Source organism: Thermogemmatispora argillosa (assembly GCF_059696725.1).
Genome location: NZ_AP019377.1, coordinates 2,905,124 through 2,930,122 on the forward strand (window position 1 = coordinate 2,905,124; position 24,999 = coordinate 2,930,122).

Sequence of the window (24,999 nt, forward strand, 5' to 3'; positions counted from 1 at the left end):
AACAATTCTAACAGAAAAGCACCCATCACAAAGCCACGTCCTCCCAACTTAGTTCGTCCCCAACAAGGGGACGATCCGATCCCAGATGGCAGCCGCAACCTCCTCCTTGGGCATGACTGGCAACTCCTCCAGGCCGCCATCGGCGTGGAAGATAAAGACCTTATTCGTATCAGAGCCGAAGCCACTATCGGGTCGAGTTACATCGTTGGCGACCAGGAGATCCAGGCCCTTCTGCGCCAGCTTCTGCCGGGCGTAGGAGAGCACATCATGGGTCTCGGCGGCAAAGCCAACGCGGATCAGGCGGTGTGGGCGAGCAGACGTTTCCAACGAGCGCGAGAGCGATGCCCCAGCCCCCGCTGCCGGCCCTGCCGCATCGTGCGTCTGTTGGGCGGCAGCCGCGGCCTGTGACGTTACCTGCCTGGCGGACAGCTGCGCGAGTTCCTGCAAGATATCGGGATTACGCACCAGACGCAGCGTCAGGACCTCATCGGCCTGGGCTTGAGCCTGAGCGCGCCCCTCCGCGCTCTCGCCTTCGTGGCCACCCAGCTCCTCCTTCTTAATTTTGCGCGGTGCGGGGGCAGCGGGACGGAAATCAGCCACCGCAGCATTCATGACCAAGACATCGGCGGTGGCAACGGCGCTGCGTACGGCCTCCAACATCTGGAGAGTGGTCTCTACCTCCTCAAACTCCGCCCCATAGGGGGGGGTCAAAGCCGTCGGAGCCGAAATCAAGCGCACCTGAGCGCCGCGCGCCAGGGCCTCCGCAGCCAGAGCAAAGCCCATCTTCCCAGAGGAACGATTTCCCAGGAAGCGGACCGGATCAAGCGGCTCGCGCGTACCGCCGGCAGTAACAACGACACGCCGACCGGCCAGGTCGCCAGTGCGTCCCAACAGCCAGCGCACCGCTCCCAGCAGGGTCGACGTCTCTGGCAGGCGCCCGGGGCCGATGGCCCCAGAAGCCAGATGCCCTACCTCCGGCGGGACAACATGGGCCCCGCGCTCACGCAGGAGCGCCAGATTCGCCTGTGTTGCAGGATGCTCATACATCTCAGCATCCATCGCAGGAGCCAGCAAGAGCGGCGCCCGCGTGGCCAGGGCCACCGCCGTCAGCAAATTGTCAGCGATTCCGTGAGCCAGCTTCGCAATCGTATTGGCTGTTGCCGGCACTATCGCCAGCAGCTCAGCAGCGCGCGCCAGCTCAATGTGTAACTCGGCGGCATGCTCTGCCGCCTGCCACAGATCGCTATAGACGGGCCGATGGCTCAGAGCGGCGAACGTCAAGGGACGGATAAACTCTTCAGCGCGCTCCGTCATAATCACATCGACGAGCGCCCCCGCCTGCTGTAACTTACTCACCAGGTCAGCAGCCTTATAGCAGGCGATCCCCCCACAAACGCCGACGATGATACGCCTGTTGAGTAACACTTTCCCTGTTGCCCGTCCGCTCGCTCGCTCGCTCATTGTATCCAGAACTAGCCCGGGTGTACCCGGATAAGAACATTGTTACAATAACATAAGGTGAAAAGTGCGATCAAGCAAGATGCCAAGAAGTACCATGCGCCCCTCTTCGCCTTTATGCCCGATATCCTGCCGCTGTTTCTCGCTGTTCCTTGCTATCCCTTCACCCTCCGATCTGGGGGCCTCAGCAGTCTCGGGAAGCGGAGGGAGGGAAGGAGGGCCGGAGTGGACAGCGGAGATAGCGAAGCCAAGGAGAGGGCCGGCCAGGGCTGGCCGACTGTCTCTTGCTGCGCCGGCTGCCAGCCCTGGCTATGCCTCGTCCCCGCTTGTTTTTGCCTCTCTTTTTCTCTATATGTCGTCAGTCGCGATCACCCGCCTTGCTTAGCGCCTGACATCCTTGCGCTTCAGGAAGTAGGCGATTAGCCAGGCGAGCACAACGCTCATGAGGGCCAGGGCAAACCAGGTCAGCAGCAGGTGAAAGACGGCCTCAGCCTGGCTATGGCCCTCATAGGTTGGGAAGAGGGTACCGTGATAAGAGAAGTCGTCGGCCCCTAGCTTATCGCCGTGCAGACCGATCGATGAGCCAAGCGCCGCCATCGCCCAGCGAGCCGCGAAGAAGGCGCCCAGGAACTGCATGAGTGGACCTTTCAAGGCGAAGATGATGCCCGAGAAAATGACCTGGGGAATGAGCACTATCGGAACAAAGCTCATAGCCCGGTCATTGTTGGGAGCAATGGCCGAGATGGTCAGCCCCAGCATCAGGCCTGCCAGCGAGGTGAGCGCCATCGTAATGTAGATCTCCAGCCCGACGGGCAGGAAGATCCCCTGATGGAAGGGGGCTTTCAGATTGACCATCACTACCAGGACCAGGCTCTGAAGAAGGCAAAGCAGGCCCAGCACCGCGATCTTTGAGAACATGTACGGGATGATGCCCAGGTTGACCGCCCGTTCACGCCGGTAGATGGGCGCCTCTTTGACGATTTCGCGCGCGCCATTGATACAGCCGAACATCACGGCGGCAAAGGCCATGATGAAGAGAATCTTCTGCGCATCACCACCCGAACCCGGCGCAATGTAGTAGTTCAGCGCCTGATCCTCGGTCAGGCCTTTCTGGGCGAGAAGCGCCTGTCCCTGCGGCGTATGCAGGGCGTTCACCACGTTCTGGCAATCGTATTTATTGCCGTTGGGGACCGTGATCGGGATAGCTGGTAGACCCGACGGGGGGGGCTGCGTCTGGCAGGTAGCGATGCTGCTCGAATCAAAGGTACCGTGCCCGGCCAGGAAGAAGAGAATCAGGCCAATCACAGGCGCCTGCAGTAACAAAATGAGCAGGTTCCCAACGTCGTTCTTGAGCAGCTCCAGATAGCGGAAAGAGAGCAGCCAGAACTGCCGCCACGGGTTGCCGCGCTTTGGCGGTTTGACAGCCACGGTCTGGGCATAGGGCTGGTTGAGGCGGCCCGCTGGTCCCGTGCTTAGCGGCATAGCAACATACTTCTGATAATCGGCGGACTGCTTGAAGCGCTCCGCTGCCTGCTGGGGAATATTGGGATTCTCGTCGGTTGGCTCCAGCAGACTATAGATCTCAGCAAAATCGCTGCGACCAAAAAACTGCTTGGCCTCTTCTGGGGGTCCAAAGTAGGCCAGATAGCCGCCCGGGGCCAGAAAACAGATGTAGTCGCAGACATTAATATTGGTCGTCGCATGCGTCACCAGGATGATGGTATGCCCCTTATCAGCCAGGCGCCGCAGCAGCAGCATCATCTTGCGGTCCAGTCCAGGATCAAGGCCCGAGGTCGGCTCATCCAGAAAGAAGACGCTGGGATTAGCCAGCAGCTCCATCGCGATCGAGACACGTTTTCGCTGGCCACCGGAGAGTTTACTCACCAGCAGATGACGCCGGTGGGTCATTTCGACGTCTTCCAGTACCTCCTCGATGCGCTTCTGAATCTGCTCATGGGTGAAATCTTCGGGCAAGCGCAACTTGGCGGCGTAGTAGAGCACGCGCTCCACCGTCAGATCGCGATGGACAATATCATCTTGGGGAACGTAGCCAAGCTGAGTACTAAAGGCGGCCAGGTTCTTGTAGTAGTCCTGGCCATTGTAGAGGACAAGCCCTTCCTGAGCTGGCCGCAGACCGTTAAGGGCATCCATGAGGGTCGATTTCCCAGCCCCCGAGCCACCGACGACAGCCACAAATTTGCGCGGCGGGATAACAAGCGAGATGTCTTGCAGCAACAGCATATGATGGGTGCCGTAGCGCTTCAGATGCAGGGCATCAATGCGGATGCTGCGACTCTCGTCATGCTGTGTCAGCTCGGTGCCGGTGTAGATCAGCCTGAAGGGGCCAATACGGATCTCATCGCCGGGCATCAAGAGGCGCTGCCCCACGCGCTGCCCGTTGACATAGACATGGTTTGTGCTGCCCAGGTCGACGATGCGATAACTACCGTCGGCCAGGCGCTCCAGGCGTGCATGATGACCCGAGACCTGGGGATGGCTGAGTACGAGCATGTTATCGCGATGGCGCCCGATGGTGATCACTGGCGCCCCCAGGGGCACCGGACGGATCTCGGGCAGCATCTCTTGAGCCTGGCCGCTGCCGTCGTTGTAGGCCAGTGTGACCAGGGTACCATGCTCGTCGCCAATACGGAAGATATCGCCTCGCTCTAGCGGCTTGCGAAATTGTTCGTCGCCCCGAATACGCTGGCCACGATAAAGGAGGCCGTTGAGCGTTCGCCCGCGCGCCGGGTGAGGATGAACGATGTAGGGCTGGTTGCCGTCAAAGACGATCTGAGCGTGAAAGGCCGAGATAATCGGGTCCGGGATCACAATATCATTGGAGGGATCACGCCCGATACTGATGACCGGCTTATTGAGCGGATAGACTAGCTTTTCCCGCCGCACGTTGCTGCTGATCTCGAGCGAGGGTACTCCCTGGGGGACGCCCGCATCGGCCATTGCTGCAAGCTGCCCCTTGAAGAGATCAGAATCAACGCGCTCGGTCCCTCCTTCACCTGCCGTCGGTACTGCGCCAGCCGGAACGGCGCCCGGTCCACTCACGGGCGCTGGTGTGGGCGACGGTGTGGGCCTTGCGCCTGGCATAGCTGGCGACTGTGGGCTACCCGCTGTACCCGCAACGGCGCCAGCGCCAGCCGGCTGCCCGACCTCGCCAGGTCCCTTGCTGACGCCACCACCAGCCTGCCCGGCTACTACCAGGAAAAGAAAGGTCGTGCCCGGACCAAGTCCGATCGTGTCACGATCATGAATGGTTTCCCGCTGCACCTGCCGCTGATTGACGGTGACAGTATTCTGAGGGCTTAGCTTCTCAATGATCCAGGTCCCGTTTTCGTAGAGCAGGCGAGCATGCTGCCGCGAAACCGTCGGGTCAGAAATAACGATATCGTTACTTGGCTCGCGTCCAAGAGTGGTGACCGTCTTGACGATTTGCACAGTCGTGCCCGCCAACGGGCCAGTGAGGAAACGGAGTGTAGCCAGGCCCGGCGGACTGTTGACAGCATCCATGATCTTCCCCCGGCTCCTTGTCTGGAACTAATCACTACCTGATCGTGCCGCAGACTGCTTCTTTACTCGTATCCTGGATTGATATTTGTCAGCCATTATAGCGAAGCAGCCGGAGCATGACAATCGCTTTCTTCTCTAAGCAGAGCCTCGCTCGCTGGCCAAGGAGAACGACCTGCTACCAGAAGAAAGGCGCCTCGTGCCGCGATAGGAGATCTAAGCTTCTTGTCAATACACTAACTAGCTTGCTCAGAGCTTCCCTGACGGCCAGCGACGCTCGTACCATTAGCGCACTGCTCCACGTAGCGGCTCCTGCTGGAGGCTATAGGCAGACAAGCAGACAGAATGTCCCTTGCCACATCCATACGAATTCAACGCGGCATGAAGGACATTCTGGAGGAGAAAGCTGGAAGGTCACAGGCAGAAGATGCTAGGCCAGCCTGGCTCTCACTCACCGCTCGCATGGCCTAATCGAGCGACTGCGCCTCCTCCACCACATAGCCAGCAGCCCGCAGGCGCTGGAGGAGCTGCTCACACTGAGCCCGATCGCGGGTCTCTAGCGTCAGCGTTTCCTCGCGCTGCATAATTGGCAAATGACTGGATATGCGCTGATGCCTCACATCGATAACGTTAATACGCATATCAGCGATAATGCTCAGGAAGCGCATGAGCTCGCCGGGGCGATCCTCCAGGCGAGTATGAATCACAAAGTAGCGACCGGCGGCGGCCAGGCCATGCTCAATAAAGCGGCCAACGAGGTTAATATCGATATTGCCGCCAGTGAGGGGGACCAGCACCTTTTTACCAGGCAGCTTTACTGTACCACTCAGCAAAGCCGCCACGCCGGCGGCACCCGCGCCCTCGACCAGCATCTTGCAGCGCTCCATCAAGAAGAGCACCGCACTGATAATGGCCTCATCGTCGACCAACACGACATCATCGACCAGGCGCTGAATGACCGAGAAGGTCAGCTCGCCGGGGCGCTTCACCGCGATACCATCGGCCACCGTCGTAATCGAGGGCAGCTCCAGCGGTCGGCCAGCATCGAGCGAGCTGCGACAGCTAGGAGCGCCGGCAGCCTGCACCCCGATAATCGTAATATTGGGACGCAAAGCACGGGCGGCAATGGCAATGCCAGCGATCAAGCCGCCGCCTCCAATAGGGACCAGGATCGCATCGGCATCGGGGAGATCGCTGAGCATCTCCAGGCCTAGCGTCCCCTGGCCGGCAATGATATCAGGGTCGTCAAAGGCATGGATAAAAGTCGCGCCTGTCTGTTCCTGCAGCTCCAGACAGCGCTGATAAGCATCATCGTAGGTGAAGCCATGCAGCACCACTTCGGCCCCATACCCTTGAGTGGCCATGACCTTTGCCAGCGGGGCAGTCTCCGGCATCACAATCGTACAGGGGATCTTATGCTGAGCCGCCGCGATAGCCACACCCTGGGCATGGTTTCCAGCGGAGGCCGCAATCACACCGCGCTGATAATCCTGCTCGCTCAGACGCGAGAGCTTATAGCTAGCGCCTCGCACCTTAAACGAGCCAGAGCGCTGCATATTCTCGGCCTTCAAATAGACCTCCGCCCCAGTCATCTCCCGGAGCGTACGCGAGGGGGTTAATGGAGTGTGATGTAACAGCGGTTTCAGGAGCTTATAGGCCTCCCAGATATCGGCGATGGTTACGGGGAGAGCTGTAGAGGACGACAGGACAGCAGCAGGAGTGGCTGAAGGCGTTCCTCCCCTATCTGCCGGCTCGCCGGTACCGGTGGCATGATCATCTTTCACAACACGCATAGGTGGCATAGTCCTTTCACAGAATATTGAACCTGACCACAGCACTGTGGCTGGCGCCTTCCTTCTCTCCCTTCCGTCTATCTTCCCCTACTTTCGCCTCTGCTCGCAGCGCGGCGCTGCGCCGGAGCGGACTGGCCGCATGCCCTCCTTCCCTACAACTTATTCCCCACCTCGTCGGCCTGCTTGATCTGCCTGCCTGCTGTCACCTATTGACGGGCCAGGCTCGCATGCCACGCGTTTCTTCTCCCTCCTTCGAATTGCGGCTATTATAGCGCAGCGTCAGTCTGAAGCGCAAGAGGATAAGGAGAGAGAGGGGAGACGAGCCTGCCCCTACTCGTCTATGTTGGTCAGTTCACCCCAGCGGTACGGTACGGACCTGGCCGGGAAGGCAGCACGGCGCGGCAGAGGGCCGATCTCACCATCCTCACCGCGGCTGGCTTAGCCTGATCATCGTTGCCCCGACCGGGCTGGTCCGACTGAGCAAGCTTAAGCCAGCGCGCGAGATGGGCAATTGCCATGCCATGCCGCGCCGTTACAGTTTGGCTATTAACTACGGAAGATCTTCACGCGCCGATTTGGCTCCTTTCCCCGACTGCGCGAGAGCAAGTTATAGCGGCTGGCAAGCTGATGCTGCAACCGACGCACATAAGCATTAGCCGGGGCCAGCTCTGCAGCGGTCAGCCCATTATTTAGCAAGCGATGGATCGCGTCCTCTGCCTCCAGGAGAGCGCGCCGTGTCTCCTCATCGTGAGCCAGGCCAGCGATCGAGCTGGACGCATCCGACTCTCCCTCACCATCATCCTCCTCGGGAAGAGCAAAGATGCGCGCCAGGGCATGCTGCATCTGCGCTACCGTATTATTCTTCAGAATAATAATAGTCTTCTGATTATCGGCGGCCTGCTGCAAGCGCTCAGGCTGGCGCCGATAGTAATTCTTGAGCGTGATAATGGCATTGGCTTCATGCTCATTCTTGGTGATGATCACCGGGACCCCGAGTTGGCGGGCGGCCTGCTCCAAGCGATCGCGATTGACCCCGAAGGGATAGATACGGATCGGCTTGGGAGGAGAGGGAGCGACAGCCTCCTGCACCTCCTCGCCTGTCAGCGTCTCCTCAGCGGCCAACGCGGGAGCGGTATTACTTAACGTCACCAGGCCTGAAGGCGAGCGGCGTACATTGGCTGCCAGGCCGCCAGGTGCGAGCGTTGGCAGCGAAGACTGACCATTGCGGCGCAAAGGGTCAACCGTGGCGGCGTCGCGCCAGGTCACCTGGCCGATTTGGCGCAGATTGTTCCAGCCGCCCGCCGAGCGTTCGAAAGGGAGATATCCCCCCTGACGTCCAGCGAGCGAGCCGGAGCCACCGCCCCAGGCGGGCAGCTCCATACCGCCGATGGTCACCCGGCGCACCGACACTCGTCCAGTCTCCTCATCCCGCGTCCGTACCTCGGCAATTACCGGCTGGCCCCGCAGCAGGTTGTCGACCGTCTCAGCAACATCGCGATGGACGATCAGCTCCTGCCAGCTCTGCTGCTCCACCACCACATCGAAGGTAGGCGGAGCCTTACGCTCCAGGATACTCTTCTGCGTATGGCGCCGGCGAGCCTCCTCGTCGCCAAGCGTCACCGTCTGGATACCGCCCACCAGGTCGGAGAGGGTTGGGTTGACCAGCAAGTTGCTCAACGAATTGCCGTGCGCCGTTGCGATTAGCTGGACACCACGCTCTGCAATAGTTCGCGCCGCCTGCGCCTCCAGCTCCGTACCGATCTCGTCGATCACGATCACCTGGGGCATATGGTTTTCCACAGCCTCGATCATGACCGCATGCTGCATCGAGGTATGAGCCACCTGCATGCGTCGTGCGCGCCCGATGCCGGGATGAGGAATATCGCCATCGCCGGCGATCTCGTTGGAGGTATCGACCACAACCACCCGCTTATTGGCCTCATCGGCCAGGACGCGCGCGATCTCGCGCAGCAGGGTTGTCTTGCCTACGCCCGGGCGACCAAGGATCAGAATCGACTGGCCCTGTTCAACGATATCGCGGATCAGCGCAATGCTCCCCAGCACCGCACGGCCAATGCGGCAGGTCAGGCCGACAACGCGACCTTTCCGATTGCGCAAGGCACTGATGCGATGCAGCGTGCGCTCGATGCCAGCGCGATTATCATCGCCGAACTCACCGATGCGCTCAACGACATACTCGAGGTCAGCATAGGTGATGGGCTGGTCGCTCAGGATCACCTCTCCATCCGGGAAGCGGGCCTCGGGCAGGCGCCCCAGGTCCATCACGATCTCTAGCAGCTCACCGCGGTTCTCCAGGCGGTCGACCGCTTCGTGGATGCTGGGAGGAAGGGCCTCCAGCAGAGCCTCCAGATCGTCAGTGATCGCATTGTGCATAGACAGTTTAATCACCTCATAGTTTGGCGTGAGTTGGCCGTACCCAGGCCCTTCACGCCGTAGATTACTCGTTGTTCTAATGCAGGAACGACGCGCTGTCTCACAGCCAGATAGGCCATGTGGCGCACAAGCAAGACTCTGGTGGTTTTTGGCGCAAAGCCGCAGGCACGCAAGGCATTGATAACGGCGCCCTCATACTCGCGTACCTGGCAATAGATCGGACGTCTGTCGCTCGCCAGCAAGCGCTGACAGGCGAAGCCTACGAGCGGCTCGGCCAGATCAGCATACTCTGGGTGAACAATCAGCGAGAGCTGATGTGGCCTTGTACCACGCCCCCGACGTAGCTGGAGCCAGGCGCCGAGGCGTACCCCCATGTCACAGACGTAGGTTTCGCACCTGCGTCCAAGCGGCAGGAGTCCTGTTCGCTGGGAGCCAACGAGCAGACGCGCGTACTCCTCGCTATTTTCCAGCAGCTCAGCCATCTGGACCCGCTGAGGCGTGACCGCCCGATAGAGCTGGTGCAGCCCCCAGACATGATGGCGGCTCCAGCGCTGCAAGGAAGTTAAGGCCTGCAGGCGCTCGGCTGGAGCCGGGCTCAGGATCAGCCCAGGATGAGGCTGCCGGTTTTTGGACGAGGCACCGATCTCTTCTTCTTCTACAGCGTCGGCCTCGGTTTCATCGCCCAGTCCGTAGACATAGGTAATTTCGCGCGCATAGCGCTGAAAGCCGCTGCGGGCGAACAGCTCCAGTTCCGGCAGTGCTTCCTCAACTCTGGCGAAGACGCGTAGCACGCCGTGGGAGGCAGCCATCTCCAGTACATAGTCGAGCAGAGCTGTCAGAACATCCTCGCCGGAGAAGGCACTTTGGAGCATCGAGGCCAGATAGGTCAGCTCCCACATCGTTCCCGATGGGCGCTCGCGTACCTGGGCGAATCCGAGGATGCGCCAGCGATCTTCACACAGCCAGGTACGCGCTACCGGATCGAGAGGAAAGATATTGCGCAGGAGAGGAGGCCATGAAGCACGGTGCTCTACCGGTTCTAGCCAGCAAACGAAGTTCGCCAGTGCGCGCTGTCGCATGCGTGCGCGCCGATCTAATGCGTAGATGATTCCCGGTAGGTCAACATAGGGTACCGGTCGTATCATCAGTGCTCCTGCGCCAAGCAGAGGCAGATCCTTACACTTCGTCCACGCTAAGTGGTCGTGCCAGGCTTCATAGCCGCTTCGTTCCACAGGCGGCCAGCGCTAGCGCCAGACCGGGTGCAGGAAGCGGACCGAACTTCTATCGGCTAGCCCAGCTCACTCACTTATCCCCCACCGGACCATCCGTCCCGGTCAGTTAGCCAGCAGCTCATCTCTACCTTCGGGCGAGGCGGGAGCCTGCTCATGAAGGGAGTCAGCAGGTCATCCCATCTCTGGCCAGGAACGGCGAACGGGCAAGCGAGTAGCAAGACCAAGCGCCTGGTCACGTCGCCACGCCTCTACTTTCGAACGCTCTGTACTAGGCGGAGAAAGTAATGATGGAATCGCGGATCTCTGGAAACCTCCGGGTGAAAAGCGGTACCCAGCCGGTTACCCTCGCGGACAGCGACGATGGTTCCATCATCGAGCGTTGCCAGCACCTCGACATCGGGGCCTACCTCGGTAATAGCTGGCCCCCGAATGAAAAAGGCATGAAATGGTACTTCACCCAGCACGGGTATCGACAGATCAGTTTCAAAACTTTCCCGCTGACTACCGAACGCATTGCGACGGACAGCGATATTCATCACAGCCAGCAACGGCTGACCTTCCAGAGCGTTGTCCGTCTTTTTGGCCAAGAGAATCAAACCGGCGCAGGTTCCCCAGACGGGGAGGCCCTGCTCAATTAAGCTTTTCAGCGGCCTATCGAGGCCATAATCGACCATGAGCTTGCCAATAGTGGTGCTCTCTCCACCGGGTATTATTATACCATCTAAATCGGTCAGATGCTCAGGGAGTTTTACGGCGCGTGTTGCTACGCCCAGCTTCGAAAGCGCTTTGAGATGGGCCTCGAAATCTCCCTGGAGGGCCAGCACCCCAATTAGCGGTCGTTCCTGTCCGTTGTGGACCATTGCCTACTCACGCGGTGCCCGGTCATTCCTCCCGTTGCACCGCCCCCTCCTTCCTTCGTCGTACTGCAGTCTCTCTGCTGTGAGAGAACACCCGTGCCCCTGGCATTTCATCCCGCCCTAAAAAGCGGGCCGCCGGCCCGCCTCTCTCCTGAAGAGAGGCAATGAGCCGGCGGATGGGACCGGGCACGAACCTCTGTGGCTCTTCTGGCCTTCTTTTCTTCTCTTGTCTACTGGCGAGCCAAGGCAATCCAACCCAATCCCACCCACTCCAAGCAGGCCCAGGCAGCTACCAGCCGCGGCGCGCCATCAGCTCCTGCTCGGGCAGAGTATCGAGATTGATCCCTACCATTGGCTCGCCCAGGTCGCGCGAGACCTCTGCCAGGATCTTGGGATTGTCGAAATGGGTGGTGGCACGCACAATGGCGCGAGCGCGCTTCAGCGGATTGCCCGACTTGAAGATACCGGAGCCGACAAAGATGCCTTCCGCCCCCAGGCGCATCATCAGCGCGGCATCCGCCGGGGTAGCGATTCCGCCCGCGGAGAAGTTCACGACTGGCAGCTTGCCTGTGCGAGCGACCTGACAGACCAGCTCATAGGGAGCTCCCAGGCGCTTGGCCTCGGTCATTAGCTCTTCCTCGGGAAGCATCTGTAAACGTCGAATGCCATCCTGGATAGCACGCATATGGCGCACCGCCTCCACCACATTGCCGGTGCCGGCCTCGCCCTTGGTCCGAATCATCGCCGCGCCCTCACCGATGCGGCGCAGGGCCTCGCCCAGGTCGCGCGCGCCACAGACGAAAGGCACCGAGAACAGATGCTTATTGACATGAAATTGCTCATCGGCGGGCGTGAGCACTTCCGATTCATCAATGCAGTCCACGCCAATGGCCTGCAGGATCTCCGCTTCGACAAAGTGGCCGATGCGGCACTTGGCCATGACGGGAATAGTGACGGCCTCTTTAATGCGAATGATCAGCTCGGGATCGGTCATGCGCGCGACGCCGCCTTGAGCGCGAATATCGGCGGGAACCCGCTCCAGGGCCATAACCGCGACTGCCCCGGCCTCCTCCGCGATCTTGGCCTGTTCGGGATTGACAACGTCGCAGATCACGCCTCCCTTGAGCATCTCAGGGAAACTGCGCTTGACATCAACCGTTCCGACCGTTCTCTGCTGCATAGGTGATCATCTCCTGGGGTCTTGCCTGAACATCTGGTTTTCATTGTAGCACATTGGTGGCTGGCTCACACCAGCCAATCGCGCTAGAGGAGATCAGCCAGCCAGAGGCAAGAGGATAGTCAGGAGAGCGGTACTGAGCAGCGAGAAGCGACAAGAAGGGATGGTCTCAGTCGTTGTCTCATGGGACCAACCAGGCGGCTGGCTGGCGGACAAGCGGCCGACTGACAGAGGTATAAGTAGGCACCTGCAGCCAAGCGAGCCAGCCGAGGCCGGCACGCCCTGTCTCTAAGCAAGCAGCCAGGCATAGCAAAACAACGTTACCAGGCACTGGAGCAGCCACCAGCAGGGATGCTGCCAGGAGGCGCCGGGCCGCCAAGGAGGAGAGAGAAGAAGAGCAGCCCCACGCACGTTTTGTCTGAGTAAAGTATGCGCCCTGGCCTTGCCTGGGTTGCTCCCTCGACGTTTGAGATCAGGAGAGCAGATCAAGGCTGATTTTGAGCGCCATATCGACGCGCGCGAGTTCCTCCTTTGTAATGCTCCCGCGTTTACGGATCAGACGCGACTTCTCGATCGTCATAATCTGTTCACATTTCACGTCAGTGAAGTCGGTCAATCCATTTTCCGGCGTTGGCGCGATACGCACATGCAGGGGCAGTTCACGCTCCGTACGGCTCATCGAGGCAACAATCGTTAAAGGATAAGTGGGGGAGGCGTTACCTCGATCATTCTGGATAATGAGGGCAGGGCGGACACCCTGCTGCTCCGCGCCACGCCCGGGAGACCAGTTGACATCCCAGATCTCGCCGCGCCTGGGACTGGGCATTTCACGTATTCGATTGGCAGAATCCTCGCTATGGCTGGGGCTGGGCGATGTTTGCCTGGCCTCATTACTCATGCAACGATACCTTCACGCCCGGCCTCAAAATAAAAGCGGGCATCTTCGAGAGTCTCAGGGAGAGATCCTAGATAAGCATACGCCTCATCGAGGGAGCGAGTCAAGGAGGAGAGGGCTTGTTCGCGTTTCTGGAGGATTGCCTGTCGCAGTTGCTGGTAGTTGTCCCGGCGCATTAGTTCCATGATTGTCTCCACAACATCCCCAAGAGAGGAGTCCAGTTCCATCGCCAGCGCTTTCAGCTCCTGGTGCTGGTTCAACGGAATTTGAATTGATTTGCGGACGAGGTGCTCATGACGATAGAAGTCGGGATGCACAACTGCCATGAATCTGCCTCCTGCTGATTACGTGAGCCGTCTCTATCAATACCATTGTAATGAGTCCCCTCTCACTTGTCAATCAATGTGCAGCGCTCTTAAGAGTTTTTTAAGACCGCTACCATTAACCAGGATAAGACAATGAGAAACACTTTGCCAAAACGCAAGACACTTCCGTTCTTTTACTGAAACTCTTCTATCGCCTTTCTCGTGGGAGGGATAGGTGACAAGACTACGGTGGTGGCCAAAGATGCTGAGCTTGACCGGGCCTGGCGCGTCGTGTACACTTGAGCTACGCCTCTCGCGGAAACTCGCTGCTGGCCGCTTCTCCCTGATGGCGCCTTCGGTAAGAGCTGGAGCCAGCTCTCTAGCTGCGGCAGAAGTAGAAGCGTCCTGGGATAAGCCGTCAATCCACTGCTCTGACCGGACTGGCGGGCAGTAAGACATGAGAGAGCAGCCAGGAAGGCCAGCTCAGGACTGTTAGCGCTCTGTTTACTCTGCTGAGCGGCCCTTGCTGGCGCATGCCTTGCACTGCTGCTGCGTGGTAACTATAATGAAAATTGAATCCCACACAGAAGGATGCAAGCCATGCCGCAAGTGGTTCACGAACGCACCGATCAGGAGAAACGACCCCTCAAGGCGCTGGTGATCGACGACGAGCAGTCGATTATCGAGTTCATTAAGCTGGGCCTTCGCTATGAAGGCTTCGAGGTGGTCTCGGCCCCCGACGGCGCGCAGGGCGTGACGGCGGCACAGCGCTGTGACCCCGACATCGTGATCCTGGACCTGATGCTGCCAGATATGGATGGCCTGGAGGTCTGTCGCCGCTTACGCGAAAATCCGGTGACGAGCGATGTGCCGATCCTAATGCTGACGGCCAGAGACGATGTGCGCGATCGCGTGCTCGGTCTCGATAGCGGCGCCGATGACTACCTGACGAAGCCTTTCAGCTTCGAAGAGTTGGTCGCTCGCATCCGTGCGATTCTTCGCCGTTTGCGCCGCAGCGGACACGGCGAGCATAGCGGTTCTGCTGACTCCGCGCATATTCTGCAGTTCGAGGATCTCTGGATGAATACGGCAACGCGCGAGGTCCGCCGCGGTAATCGCCCTATCGAGCTGACGGCTACAGAATATAACTTGTTGCACCTGTTTATGACCCATCCGCGCCAGGTCTTGGATCGCCAGACGATCCTTAATCGCGTTTGGGGCTATGATTTTCTTGGAGAGACCAATATTATTGAGGTGTATGTGCGCTACCTGCGCGAGAAAATCGAAGATACCCCCAGCGCCCCCCGCTTAATCCAGACGGTGCGTGGGGTCGGCTATATTCTGAAAGGCCAGGGATAGCTGTTATGCCAGCCGAGCGAGGAACGGTAAGGACACGCACGGAAGGAGCTCCCGATGGGTCCACAGAGAAGAAGATGAAAGAGTCATCAGCGGAACGAAAGATGACCCCGGAAGGGCAGGCCAGCAGGCACGATGGCAATCGGGCTGAGGCTTCAGCTCTGGCCTCTCTTCAGCGGCGTCCTCTGGCCGCCGGTCCGCTGCTGGCCTCTTCTGTGCGCCTACCTCTAGATCGTGTGAGTCTGCGCCTGGCTCTGCTCCAGTTAGCTATTCTAGCCCTGGGCCTGGCTTTGATGGCTCTGCTGGTTTTCCTTCTTGTTCGTGTGAAATTCCTAGACACTCCAGCTCTTGTTTTTTGCAGTTATCTAATTTTAGTCCTGCTGATCGGTGGCTTAAGTGTGTTTGCCACCATCCAGGTGCTGCGCCCTCTGCAGGAGCTGGCCCAGGTCGCTCAAGCCCTGGCTGAAGGCGATTTCAGTCAGCGGGCGCTGCTGCCCTCTTCTGCTGCTCCCCCAGCCGCTGATGAGCTGACTTCTCTTGGCCAGAGTCTCCACGCGCTTGCGGGACAGATAGAGCTGGCCACCGCGCGTCAGCATGAGAGCGAGGCTCGCGTCCAGCGCCTCCTGAGCAGTGCTTCTCATGAGTTGCGCACTCCGCTGACGTCGATTCGCGGCCTCTCGGAGGTACTGCTCCGCGGGCCGGTGGACGATCCTGAGCTATTGCAGCGTGTTCTGCGCTTGATCAAGAACGAATCCGAGCGTATGACCCGTCTGATCAATGATATGCTGACGCTGGTGCGCCTTGATGAGGGGCGTCCGCTGCAGTTACGAGAGGTGGACCTGGTAGAGCTGGCTGTCGAGAGCGTTGAGCAGGCACGCCTCTCCTCCGGTGAGCAGGGCCCACGGATTCAGTTGGAGCTGGCAACCCAGGAGCGGCTGGTTGTCCGCGGCGATATGGATCGTCTTAAGCAGGCGCTGGCAGCCTTGCTGGACAATGCTGTGAAGTATGGACGTCCCTTTCCCGAGGGGCAGGTGATTGTCCGTCTGAACCGCCATGCTGACCTTGGCGAGGTCCAGGTGATCGATAATGGGCCGGGCATCGCGCCCGAGGACCTGCCTTATATTTTTGAGCGTTTTTATCGCGGTCGTCACATCCCGCCCAGTCGTGCGGATGGTAGTGCTATCCCCGGCGCGGGTCTGGGACTGGCTATTGCCCGCGCCATCGCACACGCTCATCAGGGCGAGCTGAGTGTGAGCAGCGAGCAGGATAAAGGTTCTGTGTTCACGCTGACTTTGCCTTGCCTGCCTGGTTCTCCAACGCGGCCTTTGCCTTCGCCTAATGGCACAGAGCACTAGCGTCGCGTCGACCGCGTCTTTGCGATGGCAAGGTCTTCTCTCGTCTAGCAGGCAGCTCCCCCGGTCTGGCTGCGGATCTGCCGCTCTCAGCGTCTGCCTCTGGCCAGCGTTTCTTTGCCCTTGCCTTGCCAGCCAACCCGCCGATTGCCGCTGAGAGAGATAGATGCTCAGGTCGGTCTCCGCTGGTGTTCTGCAGCTTTCAGCCGACTGGTTATCAGTGATGGTGCTCTCAGGAGCATTGACCGCGCATGCTGCACATGGTACACTGCCTTCGATCCGATCGCTGTGACGCTGTTCGCGACAACGGGGTTATAGCCTACGGCGAGCAGAGAGGCAGAGAAGCCGGTAGCAACGTGCACAGGCTTTTTCTCCTGCCTGGATGAGAGGCTATGTGAGCTGAGCATGCGCGGCGGAGGGCTACCGCTATGTGGATAGCAACGCTGGACCTTGATCCCAAACGGGCGCTTGTGACTTCTCTGCTGGGACGCTTCTGGAGGGGGGCGTATTTTTCTTCGTTTGCGCCGCTTCAGGTGCAGAACCTGCCCCGGCGTCCTTTGCCTGCCCCTGACTGGGTGCGCGTACGTAATCGACTGGCAGGGATTTGCGGCAGCGATTTGCCCTTGATTGCGGCAGACGTTGATCCGCGCGTGGCAGCGGCGCTGGCAGGTCAGCAGCTTTATCCAGGCCATGAGGTGGTAGGGGAGGTCATCGAGGTGGGCGATGCGGTTCAAACCTTGCAGGTGGGCGATATAGTGGTCCTACAGTATGCTCCTCATTGTCTGACTTTGGGGGTGCCGACGCCCTGTCGGGCCTGCGCCGCTGGCGACTATAACCTCTGCGAGCGCGCTTATCAGCCGGGGCCAGCTCAGATCGGCTCGGGCTGGAGCGAGGAGATGCTGGTCCATGAGCGCCAGCTTTTTCGCCTCCCAGCTTCCCCTGAGAAGCCAGGTGAGCCTTTGCTGAGTGACGAGCAGGCCGTAATGTTAGAGCCGACGGCAGTAGCCTTGCATGCGGTGCTGCGCTGTCCGCCACAGCCACATGAGCGCGTTTTGATCATCGGAGCGGGGACGATCGGTCTGCTGACCTTACAGGTGGTGCGGGCCTTAGTTCCCGACGCGGTGGTGGGGGTAATGGCGCGTCACGCTTTCCAGGTGGAGCGAGCTACCCGCCTGGGAGCGGCTCACATCATCTATCCCCAGGATCGCTATCGTGAGGTAGCGCGCGTTACGGGGGCCGAGCTAGTCAGCGGTCCTCTTGGTCAACCGATTTTGCTGGGAGGCTATGATGTGATCTACGATACCGTGGGTCGCAGTCAAACGCTTCAAGATGCGCTGCGCTGGACGCGGGCCGGCGGCACGGTTGTCCTGGTTGGTCGCAGCCTCCACCGTCTGCATCTGGACCTGACGCCCGTGTGGTCACGTGAGGTGAACTTGATTGGTTCGCAGACACATGGTCAGGAGTATTGGCCTCCAGACCAGCCAAACCGTAGCTCGACTTTCGCTGTAGCCTGCGAGTTGATTGCTCAGGGCTTGTTGGCTCCAGAGCAGTTGATCACCCACCGCTTTGCTCTGAGCGATTATCGCCATGCCCTGAGTACGGCGATGCGCCGGGCCCAGACGCGGGCGATCAAGGTGATTTTTGATTATGCGCTGCAGCCAGCTTTGGTGGTGCCCAATGTGCGCGCCTCCCGTATGCGCCGCCGGCAGGCCGCGCCGGCCGCGCTGCACTTGCCCCATGCCGCCCCTTCTGCTCCTGCTACGACTGGCTCGCTGAGCCAGATCAGTCCCCAAGGTGACAGCGAGTCCTTTGGGCCTTCACCCTCCCGGGGCGCCTCCTCCCTTTCCCACAATGCGACGAATCGCTCTTCTCGCTCGTTGAAACTATCAAAGGAGGAACAAGAGCTGGCTCCGGGCCCTTCCTCAGAACACGCTGACGATCTCTGATTTCAAACATTTGTTGATAACATTTTTATAATAGATAGGCAGTATAATTTTGAGCGGGAGTTTCTATGTCTTTGTTTGGGAAAAAATCTCTAAAAAGATCGACTTTATTAGCTGGGACTGAAGTCTTTCAAGCCAGGGCCGATGGCCGGGCCGCCGCCCAGGCGAACCTGGCGGAAGCTGGCCGGTTCGCGTCAGCGGCCCAGAAGGCGCCAGGAAAGATGCAGCGCAATCAGGCCTCTCCCCAAGCGGTCCGGAGCGGCAGCCGCTTACGCCTGGCGCTCGGCATTGCGATGATCATACTGGCTATCGTTACAGCCAGCGGTGCTCTGTTGACTTACTTTAACGCCGCCTACCTTTTCCCTGGGCCGCTTTCTTCCTCTGTGACTAATCCGCTAGTCAGCAATCCTGCAGGCATCTTTATCAGTCCTCCCTATACTCCCGAGCAGATCAATGCCCTGCGTCATCTGAGTGATCATATGTCCTATAAGCAGCTTGCCAGCCTCTATGTAGCGCGGATGTCGCTGGATGAAAAGCTTGGTCAGCTAATTATGGTAGAGTATGCTGATGATTATTATTCACCTGATCTTAACAATATGATCACGAATCTCCATGCGGGCGGCGTCATTCTCTACGAGTTCCAGATGCAGACCTTTGCCCAGACAAAACACGACATTGCTCTTATGCAGCAACACGCGAAAATTCCCCTGCTGATCTCCACCGATGAGGAGGGAGGCCCTTATGTCCATCGCCTGAGCCACATCTATGGTCAGCGTCCCTCTGCCTGGGACATCTACCAGTCGGGCAGCGTGGCCTACGCCGAGCAGCAGGGCCACAAGATGGCCCATGATCTGCTGGCGCTTGGCATCAACGTCGATCTGGCCCCGGACGTCGATGTGATGCTGGTGCCGGGCTACGATACGGTGACCCGCACCTTTGGCACGACCGCCCAGGATGTGATCAAGTATGCTGGCCCCTTTATGGCTGCAATGCAGCAGGATGGCCTGATTGCCTGCATCAAACATTACCCCGGTGGCCTGGGGAATACGACAGAAGATGCGCATAAGACGCTGCCCTCAGATAATCGCAGTGCCAGCCAGATCTATGAGACCGAGCTTGCCCCCTACAAGTACTTTGCCAAAGCCCCCAATCCCTATATGCGCCCAGGGATGATTATGTCAACCGATGTGCTGATGCCCGCGATCGACCCCAAATGGCCAGGTGAGCTATCCTATCGCTTTATGACCCAGATCCTGCGCCAGGAGTTCGGCTACGACGGAGTGGTGATCACCGATGCTCTCTATATGCAGGGAATCGCCCAGACATGGGATATGCCCCAGGCGGCTGTGCTGGCTCTCAATGCGGGTAACGATATGCTCCTCGGGCCTACTGGCAGCGATCAAACACTGGCGATGATTAACGGCCTCAAGGCGGCGCTTCAGGATGGACGGCTCTCGATCCTGCGCGTCAATGAGGCTGTGACGCGCATCCTGGCCTTGAAGATGCAGTATCATCTGATGCCAGCGGTTCCCCCTTCAGCTTAAATAAGGATGGGCGCGCTCAGTAGCGCAAGCAAGATAGGCCGTGGCTTACACGCGTTTATCGCTCTATAGAGTTAGACAATTTCTTATTTATCTGCAGAATAAGAGTAAAGTATTAGCCTGTATGCGGGGGTCCTCCAGTGATGTTGACGAACAGCAAGCCACCGGCTGCTGCCTCCTGCCCGCCGGAGCGAGAGCGTCGGGAGACAGCGGTTAACTCTTCCAGGCAGGCTCAACGGCGGTTTAGCCAGCGGTCCTTGCATTCTGCGCTGCGTCTTTTGCTGGCGAGCGGCGGCGCGCTCCTATTGCTAGCAATGACCTTCTTGGGCAAAGGTGACGCGCCGTTACTGCCGCGGCAGGCCAGTCAGCTACAGGAGAAGCTCCTGCCTGGCCCATTTATTGCGAATCCGCTGACCCCCGCACAGGTTGAGGCGCTGCGTCACCGCGAGAGCGCGATGAACGAACAGGCCCTGGCGCGCCTCTATCTGGCCCACATGACCCTTGATCAGAAGCTCGGCCAGCTCTTCATGGTGCAGTATTATGGGACAACCTATTCAGCCGACCTGGAGACGATGATCCATGATCTCTACGCGGGCGGCGTCATCATGTATGCGGCTCAGATGCGCACTTTTCAGCAAACGCGCAGCGATATTCAGCGTATGCAGGCCCGGGCCTGGATGCCTCTTTTCATCTCGGCAGACGAGGAGGGGGGCTTTGTCGAACGGATCAACAATATCTACGGTCACCGACCTGGCGCTCTGGAGACCTACCAGACAGGTAAAGTCAGTAACGCTGCCGCGCTCGGTCATAGCATTGCCCGCGACTTGAAGGCGCTGGGACTGAATACCGATCTGGCTCCCGATGTCGACGTACCGGTCGTCAACGGTCCTGATCAGTATCTACGCACCTGGGGCTACACGCCGCAGTCCGTCATCGATTATGGCGGGGCCTATTTGCGCGCTGTTCAGGGCGACGGTGTCATTGCCTGCCTTAAGCATTTTCCGGGTTTGGGTGCCGCGCGAACCGACGCCCATACCGGCCTGCCAATCATTGAGCGCACGCGTGCACAGATCTATAGCACCGAGCTGGTCCCTTTCAAACACTTTATTCAGTCGTCTCAGCCGCTGGATCATCCTGGTATGATCATGACGACTGATCTGCTGATGCCGGCCCTCGATCCTGTCTGGCCAGCGGAGCTATCTCCAACGATCGTAACGGGCATTCTGCGTCACGAGCTAGGCTACGACGGCGTGGTCATCACCGATGCCCTCTACATGGAAGGCATCGCTAAAAAATGGAGCCTGCCAGAGGCCGTAGTCCTGGCCCTGGCAGCGGGCAATGATATGATCCTGGGTGTGCGCAGCTCCTACGATCTGCGTAGCGCGGTAGCGGCCATCAAGCAGGCCCTGGCTAGCGGACAGCTCTCGCTGCAGGCCATTGACGCCTCCGTCACACGCATTGTTGCCTTAAAGATTCACTACCATCTCTGGCCCGTCCCCCGCCTTGCGTAGCGCGCCCGCCAGGCAAGCAGACCTCCAGCCGCCCTGCCGTCTTATAGGAGTGTCGGCCCCTTCTGGTCCTAGGGACCAGGGCCGTGCGTTGTCGGCCTTGGGGGACTATGCTATACTGAACTGGCACTAGCCGATTGTGTCAGGATACTCAGCTCAGCGAAGAACAGGTCTAGCACGTTTCTCCTGCCCGCCACGCTGTCCCTCCCCGGAGCGCTAGCACGATCAGCAGCAGGCGTGGCGCGCACCAGTCTATCCCAGGAGTGAGAAGACGATGGCTGAAGAGACTGCCCATCTCCAGAACCCATTTATCATTGGTGAGCGCGTCTATCTGCGTCCGCTGGAACCTACCCAGGACAACCATCTGTATGCCACCTGGCTCAATGATGAGGAGATTCGCCGCTACTTTTCGATCTATCCAACCAGCGACGCCCGCGCTAAAGAGCGTCTGGAGCAGCTTTATAAGGATGGCAAGCATATCATCTTTGGAGTGGCTCTTAAAAGTAACAATCGCCTAATCGGCCTTGTCGGCTTAAAGGATATTAACTATATTAACCAGACGGCAGAATTCTATATTATCATCGGCGATCGCGCGGTCTGGGGCCAGGGTTATGGTACGGAAGCCACCAAACTGATGATTCGCTATGGCTTCATGGAGCTGAATCTTAACCGCATTCAGACGCAGGATATGGAGGAGAACATCGGAGGCTGGCGGGCCGACGAAAAGGCCGGCTTTAAGTATGAGGGAACGCTGCGTCAGGCGATTCTGCGCTTTGGGAAATATCACGATGTTCGCGTCTACAGCCTGCTCAGAAGCGAATATCTCGAAAGTCTAGAGCAGGAGAACAAGGGAAGCTGAAGTTTTTTCTCTAGAGGATAGACATAGCTATGACTGTTGTTGTGCAGGAAATCACAGATCGCGAGCAATGGAACGCCTTTCTGACGTCCCAGCCAGGTGGGCATTTGCTGCAGTCCTACGAGTGGGGTGAGCTGAATAAGTATCTTGGCGGACGCATTTACCGGCTGGGGGCGCTGGAGGCTGGAAGACTGATCGGCGCCATGATGATTTCCGTCGCGCCGGTACCGCTCCCTGTTCGCCTGCCTGGACTGCAACTCAACTGGCTCTACAGCTGTCGCGGTCCCACAGTCGAGGCGCCCGATTCGCCGGCCCTGCCGGCCTTAATCTCTGAGGCCCATGCCATCGCCCGACGGGAGGGCAGTGTAGTGCTGCGCCTCGAACCGAACATCGCCGACGATGATCCGCGCCTGGAGCAATGGCAAAGCACCTATCGCGCGCTTGGCTTCCGCGTCTATCCTTACGCCGTCCATCCCCGGCGTAGCTGGGTCCTGGATATCCGCCCCCCGCTAGAGACCCTCTTCGCCAATTTTAAGATGACCTGGCGTCAGAACGTACGGGTCGCCGGGCGCAAGGGCGTCACTGTACGGGAAGCCAGCAGCGAGGCCGATTTCGATGCCTACTACGCCTTGCTCAAAATCACGAGCGAGCGCGACGATTTTTTTATCCACAGCAAAGACTATCATCGCGAGATCCTGCGCCAATTCGCCGCGCGCGGCGACGCCGTACTCTTTCTGGCCGAGCACGAAGGGGAAGCCCTGGCGGCCAAGATGCTGATCCGCTTTGGAGATTGGTGCTGGGATATGTTCGGAGCCACCGCCAATCACAAGCGCAATCTGAAGGCCGCTTACCTGCTCCAGTACCGCTGCATCCAATGGGCCAAAGAGCAGGGGTGCACACACTTCGACTTTCGCGCCATTCCAGAGGTACTGGAACCTGGAGAAGAGATGTGGGGCGTCTATGAATACAAGCAGGGTTTTGGCGGCTACTCTCGCCTCAATATGCCAACACAGGACTATGTGTATCGTCCTCTGATCTACCGCCTCTGGAGCAAGCTGGTGGAGATTCGAAGGGAGCGCAGGCGAGCCGAGCGACGACGCATTGAGCTGGAGCGGGCGGCGCGCGGCAGACAGGGAGGCAAAAGTCAGGCTGCCGCTCCAGCCCAGAGCAGTAGCCACGGTGGCAAAGAAGAACAGCCGGCAGAGCCAGCCTCGTCCTCTGGCGCCAGCCAGTGAGTGCCCGCTGCGCCAGCTTGTTCCCACTACCAGCTCTGTTCTGTCCCGCTCCGTCCTGCTTTGCGATGGCGAAACAGCCCCCGTGATAGGCTCTGACTTTCGTCGTCGTCAGCGGTGGCCCATCAGTATGGACGTGCTCCCTTAGCTCAGCATCTGCCCGCTCGCTTCTCCCTGGCAGCCTGGCCAGGGGAGAGCTGCCAGGGAGCTGTGAGGGTAGCCATCCATGCACGAGCCTACCTCTTCTTCCTTGTGCTTGCGTGATCCGCCATTGATTGCTCTAGTGAAAAAGCAAAGAGACGAAGAGATTGTATGTGTTCCTCGCAGAGGGAAAGCTTATGGAAGCGCGTTTTATTAGCGATCGGCAGCAATGGAATGAGTTTGTAGCTGCCTCAGTTTGCTGCAATATTACCCAATCTTATGAGTGGGGGCAGCTTGCCCCACATCTCGGAGCCGAAGCCCTCTACACTGGCGTTGTCGACAATCATGGACAGCTCTGCGCGGCCATGCTCGTCCTTGTTTCGCGCCTCCCCGTGCTGGGCACCTACTTTTACGCACCGCGCGGGCCGGTGATTGATGATCCCAGCTCCCCCGCCTTGGGCCAGCTCCTGGACTTCGTGCGTCACGAGGCCCGGCGTCGCGGCGCCTTTATGCTCAAAGTCGAGCCAAGCGTACCCGACGGTGATGAGCGCTGGCTTGCCGCCCTGCGCAGCCACGGCTTTCGCCGCACGCCCTATGCTATGCACATTCGCCATGAGTGGGTCCTAGACATCCGGCCCGATGAACAAACCCTGTTAGCCAACATGAAAGAGAAGTGGCGCTATAACATTCGCCTGGCCACACGTAAAGGCGTCAGTGTACGGCGCGGCGAAGGGCCAGCCGACCTTGAGACGTTTTATCGCCTTTATCGTATCACCAGCGAGCGCGACCACTTTTTCATCCACGAGAAGGCTCACTATGAGGACATCATGCGCCTTTACAGCGAAGGCGATCGCGCCGCCCTCTTTCTCGCCGAATATGAAGGGCAGGCCATTGCCGGCCTAATTGCCCTACGCTTCGGTCGCTGGAGCTGGTACATGTACGGAGCCTCCTCCAATGAGCACCGCAACCGTATGCCCAATCACCTGCTGCAGTGGACAGCCATTCGCTGGGCCAAAGAGCACGGCTGCTGGTATTACAACTTTCGCGGCATTCCTGATGTCCTGGAGGAGGGTCAAGAGCTATGGGGCGTCTACGTCTTCAAGCAAGGCTTCGGCGGCTATCCGCTGCGCTTCCTGGAGACCCACGATCTCGCCTACAAGCCTCTCGTCTATCAAGCCTACCGTCGCCTGCTAGACGTGAAGCGCTGGCGTGATCAGCAACAGCGGAGCCGCTTACAGCGTCGCACCACCACTCAAGCAGCCGCTGGCAAGCAAGCGGCACAGGGCCAGAGAGCAGCCGCCAGCCGGGAGACAGAGGCAACGCTCTCCGGCGCCGCCCAAGGGGACTAAACGGGACTAGAGAGCCAGGCACAGCAGGCAGCCTGAAGACAGGCACGAGAGAAAGCAGAAACCCAAAAAAACGGGGATCGGCTCTACGATT

Annotated in this window: 17 protein-coding genes; 8 read left to right on the forward strand and 9 right to left on the reverse strand. The window is 59.2% G+C overall.

Annotated features, from left to right (window positions below; genetic code table 11):
* Positions 1-48 precede the first annotated feature (48 nt).
* The 9 genes from coaBC to AC6H1L_RS11400 all read right to left on the reverse strand — a co-directional run bounded on the left by coaBC (position 49) and on the right by AC6H1L_RS11400 (position 13,651).
* Positions 49-1,461, reverse strand: coding sequence for a bifunctional phosphopantothenoylcysteine decarboxylase/phosphopantothenate--cysteine ligase CoaBC (gene coaBC, locus AC6H1L_RS11360; RefSeq protein ID WP_497597620.1), 1,413 nt, complete (start codon positions 1,459-1,461; stop codon positions 49-51).
* Between the two features lie 378 nt (positions 1,462-1,839).
* Positions 1,840-4,980, reverse strand: coding sequence for an FHA domain-containing protein (locus AC6H1L_RS11365; RefSeq protein WP_497597621.1), 3,141 nt, complete (start codon positions 4,978-4,980; stop codon positions 1,840-1,842).
* A gap of 464 nt (positions 4,981-5,444) precedes the next feature.
* Positions 5,445-6,770 carry a threonine ammonia-lyase gene (gene ilvA, locus AC6H1L_RS11370; protein ID WP_497597622.1) on the reverse strand — a complete coding sequence of 442 codons (1,326 nt, stop codon included), beginning with the start codon at positions 6,768-6,770 and terminating at the stop codon, positions 5,445-5,447.
* Positions 6,771-7,316: 546 nt separating this feature from the next.
* Positions 7,317-9,164 carry a R3H domain-containing nucleic acid-binding protein gene (locus tag AC6H1L_RS11375; RefSeq protein WP_497597623.1) on the reverse strand — a complete coding sequence of 616 codons (1,848 nt, stop codon included), beginning with the start codon at positions 9,162-9,164 and terminating at the stop codon, positions 7,317-7,319.
* A gap of 11 nt (positions 9,165-9,175) precedes the next feature.
* Entirely contained in the window at positions 9,176-10,309 is a 1,134-nt protein-coding gene (locus AC6H1L_RS11380; RefSeq protein ID WP_497597624.1) for a hypothetical protein, read from the reverse strand.
* A 335-nt stretch (positions 10,310-10,644) separates the two neighbouring features.
* Positions 10,645-11,256, reverse strand: a complete 612-nt coding sequence (pdxT, locus tag AC6H1L_RS11385; RefSeq protein WP_497597625.1) for a pyridoxal 5'-phosphate synthase glutaminase subunit PdxT — start codon at positions 11,254-11,256, stop codon at positions 10,645-10,647.
* A 286-nt stretch (positions 11,257-11,542) separates the two neighbouring features.
* Positions 11,543-12,433: a pyridoxal 5'-phosphate synthase lyase subunit PdxS gene (pdxS, locus tag AC6H1L_RS11390; protein ID WP_297167074.1), complete on the reverse strand. Its 891-nt coding sequence runs from the start codon at positions 12,431-12,433 to the stop codon at positions 11,543-11,545.
* Positions 12,434-12,902: 469 nt separating this feature from the next.
* Complete coding sequence (locus AC6H1L_RS11395; protein WP_297167071.1) at positions 12,903-13,328, reverse strand: type II toxin-antitoxin system PemK/MazF family toxin; 426 nt, start codon at positions 13,326-13,328, stop codon at positions 12,903-12,905.
* On the reverse strand, positions 13,325-13,651 hold the full coding sequence (locus AC6H1L_RS11400) for a hypothetical protein (RefSeq protein ID WP_497597626.1): 327 nt from the start codon (positions 13,649-13,651) through the stop codon (positions 13,325-13,327). The genes AC6H1L_RS11395 and AC6H1L_RS11400 overlap by 4 nt, the downstream gene beginning before the upstream one ends.
* A gap of 579 nt (positions 13,652-14,230) precedes the next feature.
* Here AC6H1L_RS11400 and AC6H1L_RS11405 point away from each other — a divergent pair.
* The 8 genes from AC6H1L_RS11405 to AC6H1L_RS11440 all read left to right on the forward strand — a co-directional run bounded on the left by AC6H1L_RS11405 (position 14,231) and on the right by AC6H1L_RS11440 (position 24,908).
* Complete coding sequence (locus AC6H1L_RS11405) at positions 14,231-14,989, forward strand: response regulator transcription factor (RefSeq protein WP_497597627.1); 759 nt, start codon at positions 14,231-14,233, stop codon at positions 14,987-14,989.
* A 101-nt stretch (positions 14,990-15,090) separates the two neighbouring features.
* The gene (locus tag AC6H1L_RS11410) at positions 15,091-16,341 is read left to right on the forward strand and encodes a sensor histidine kinase (protein ID WP_497597628.1); all 1,251 of its coding nucleotides are present in this window, start codon (positions 15,091-15,093) and stop codon (positions 16,339-16,341) included.
* Positions 16,342-16,766: 425 nt separating this feature from the next.
* Positions 16,767-18,284 carry a zinc-dependent alcohol dehydrogenase gene (locus AC6H1L_RS11415; RefSeq protein ID WP_497597629.1) on the forward strand — a complete coding sequence of 506 codons (1,518 nt, stop codon included), beginning with the start codon at positions 16,767-16,769 and terminating at the stop codon, positions 18,282-18,284.
* A 218-nt stretch (positions 18,285-18,502) separates the two neighbouring features.
* On the forward strand, positions 18,503-19,825 hold the full coding sequence (locus AC6H1L_RS11420) for a glycoside hydrolase family 3 N-terminal domain-containing protein (RefSeq protein ID WP_497597630.1): 1,323 nt from the start codon (positions 18,503-18,505) through the stop codon (positions 19,823-19,825).
* Between the two features lie 140 nt (positions 19,826-19,965).
* Positions 19,966-21,333, forward strand: coding sequence for a glycoside hydrolase family 3 N-terminal domain-containing protein (locus tag AC6H1L_RS11425; protein WP_497597631.1), 1,368 nt, complete (start codon positions 19,966-19,968; stop codon positions 21,331-21,333).
* A 271-nt stretch (positions 21,334-21,604) separates the two neighbouring features.
* Positions 21,605-22,189, forward strand: a complete 585-nt coding sequence (locus tag AC6H1L_RS11430) for a GNAT family N-acetyltransferase (RefSeq protein WP_497597632.1) — start codon at positions 21,605-21,607, stop codon at positions 22,187-22,189.
* A gap of 29 nt (positions 22,190-22,218) precedes the next feature.
* Complete coding sequence (locus tag AC6H1L_RS11435; RefSeq protein WP_497597633.1) at positions 22,219-23,421, forward strand: lipid II:glycine glycyltransferase FemX; 1,203 nt, start codon at positions 22,219-22,221, stop codon at positions 23,419-23,421.
* A gap of 335 nt (positions 23,422-23,756) precedes the next feature.
* Positions 23,757-24,908 carry a lipid II:glycine glycyltransferase FemX gene (locus AC6H1L_RS11440; protein WP_497597634.1) on the forward strand — a complete coding sequence of 384 codons (1,152 nt, stop codon included), beginning with the start codon at positions 23,757-23,759 and terminating at the stop codon, positions 24,906-24,908.
* The last annotated feature ends 91 nt before the right edge of the window (positions 24,909-24,999 follow it).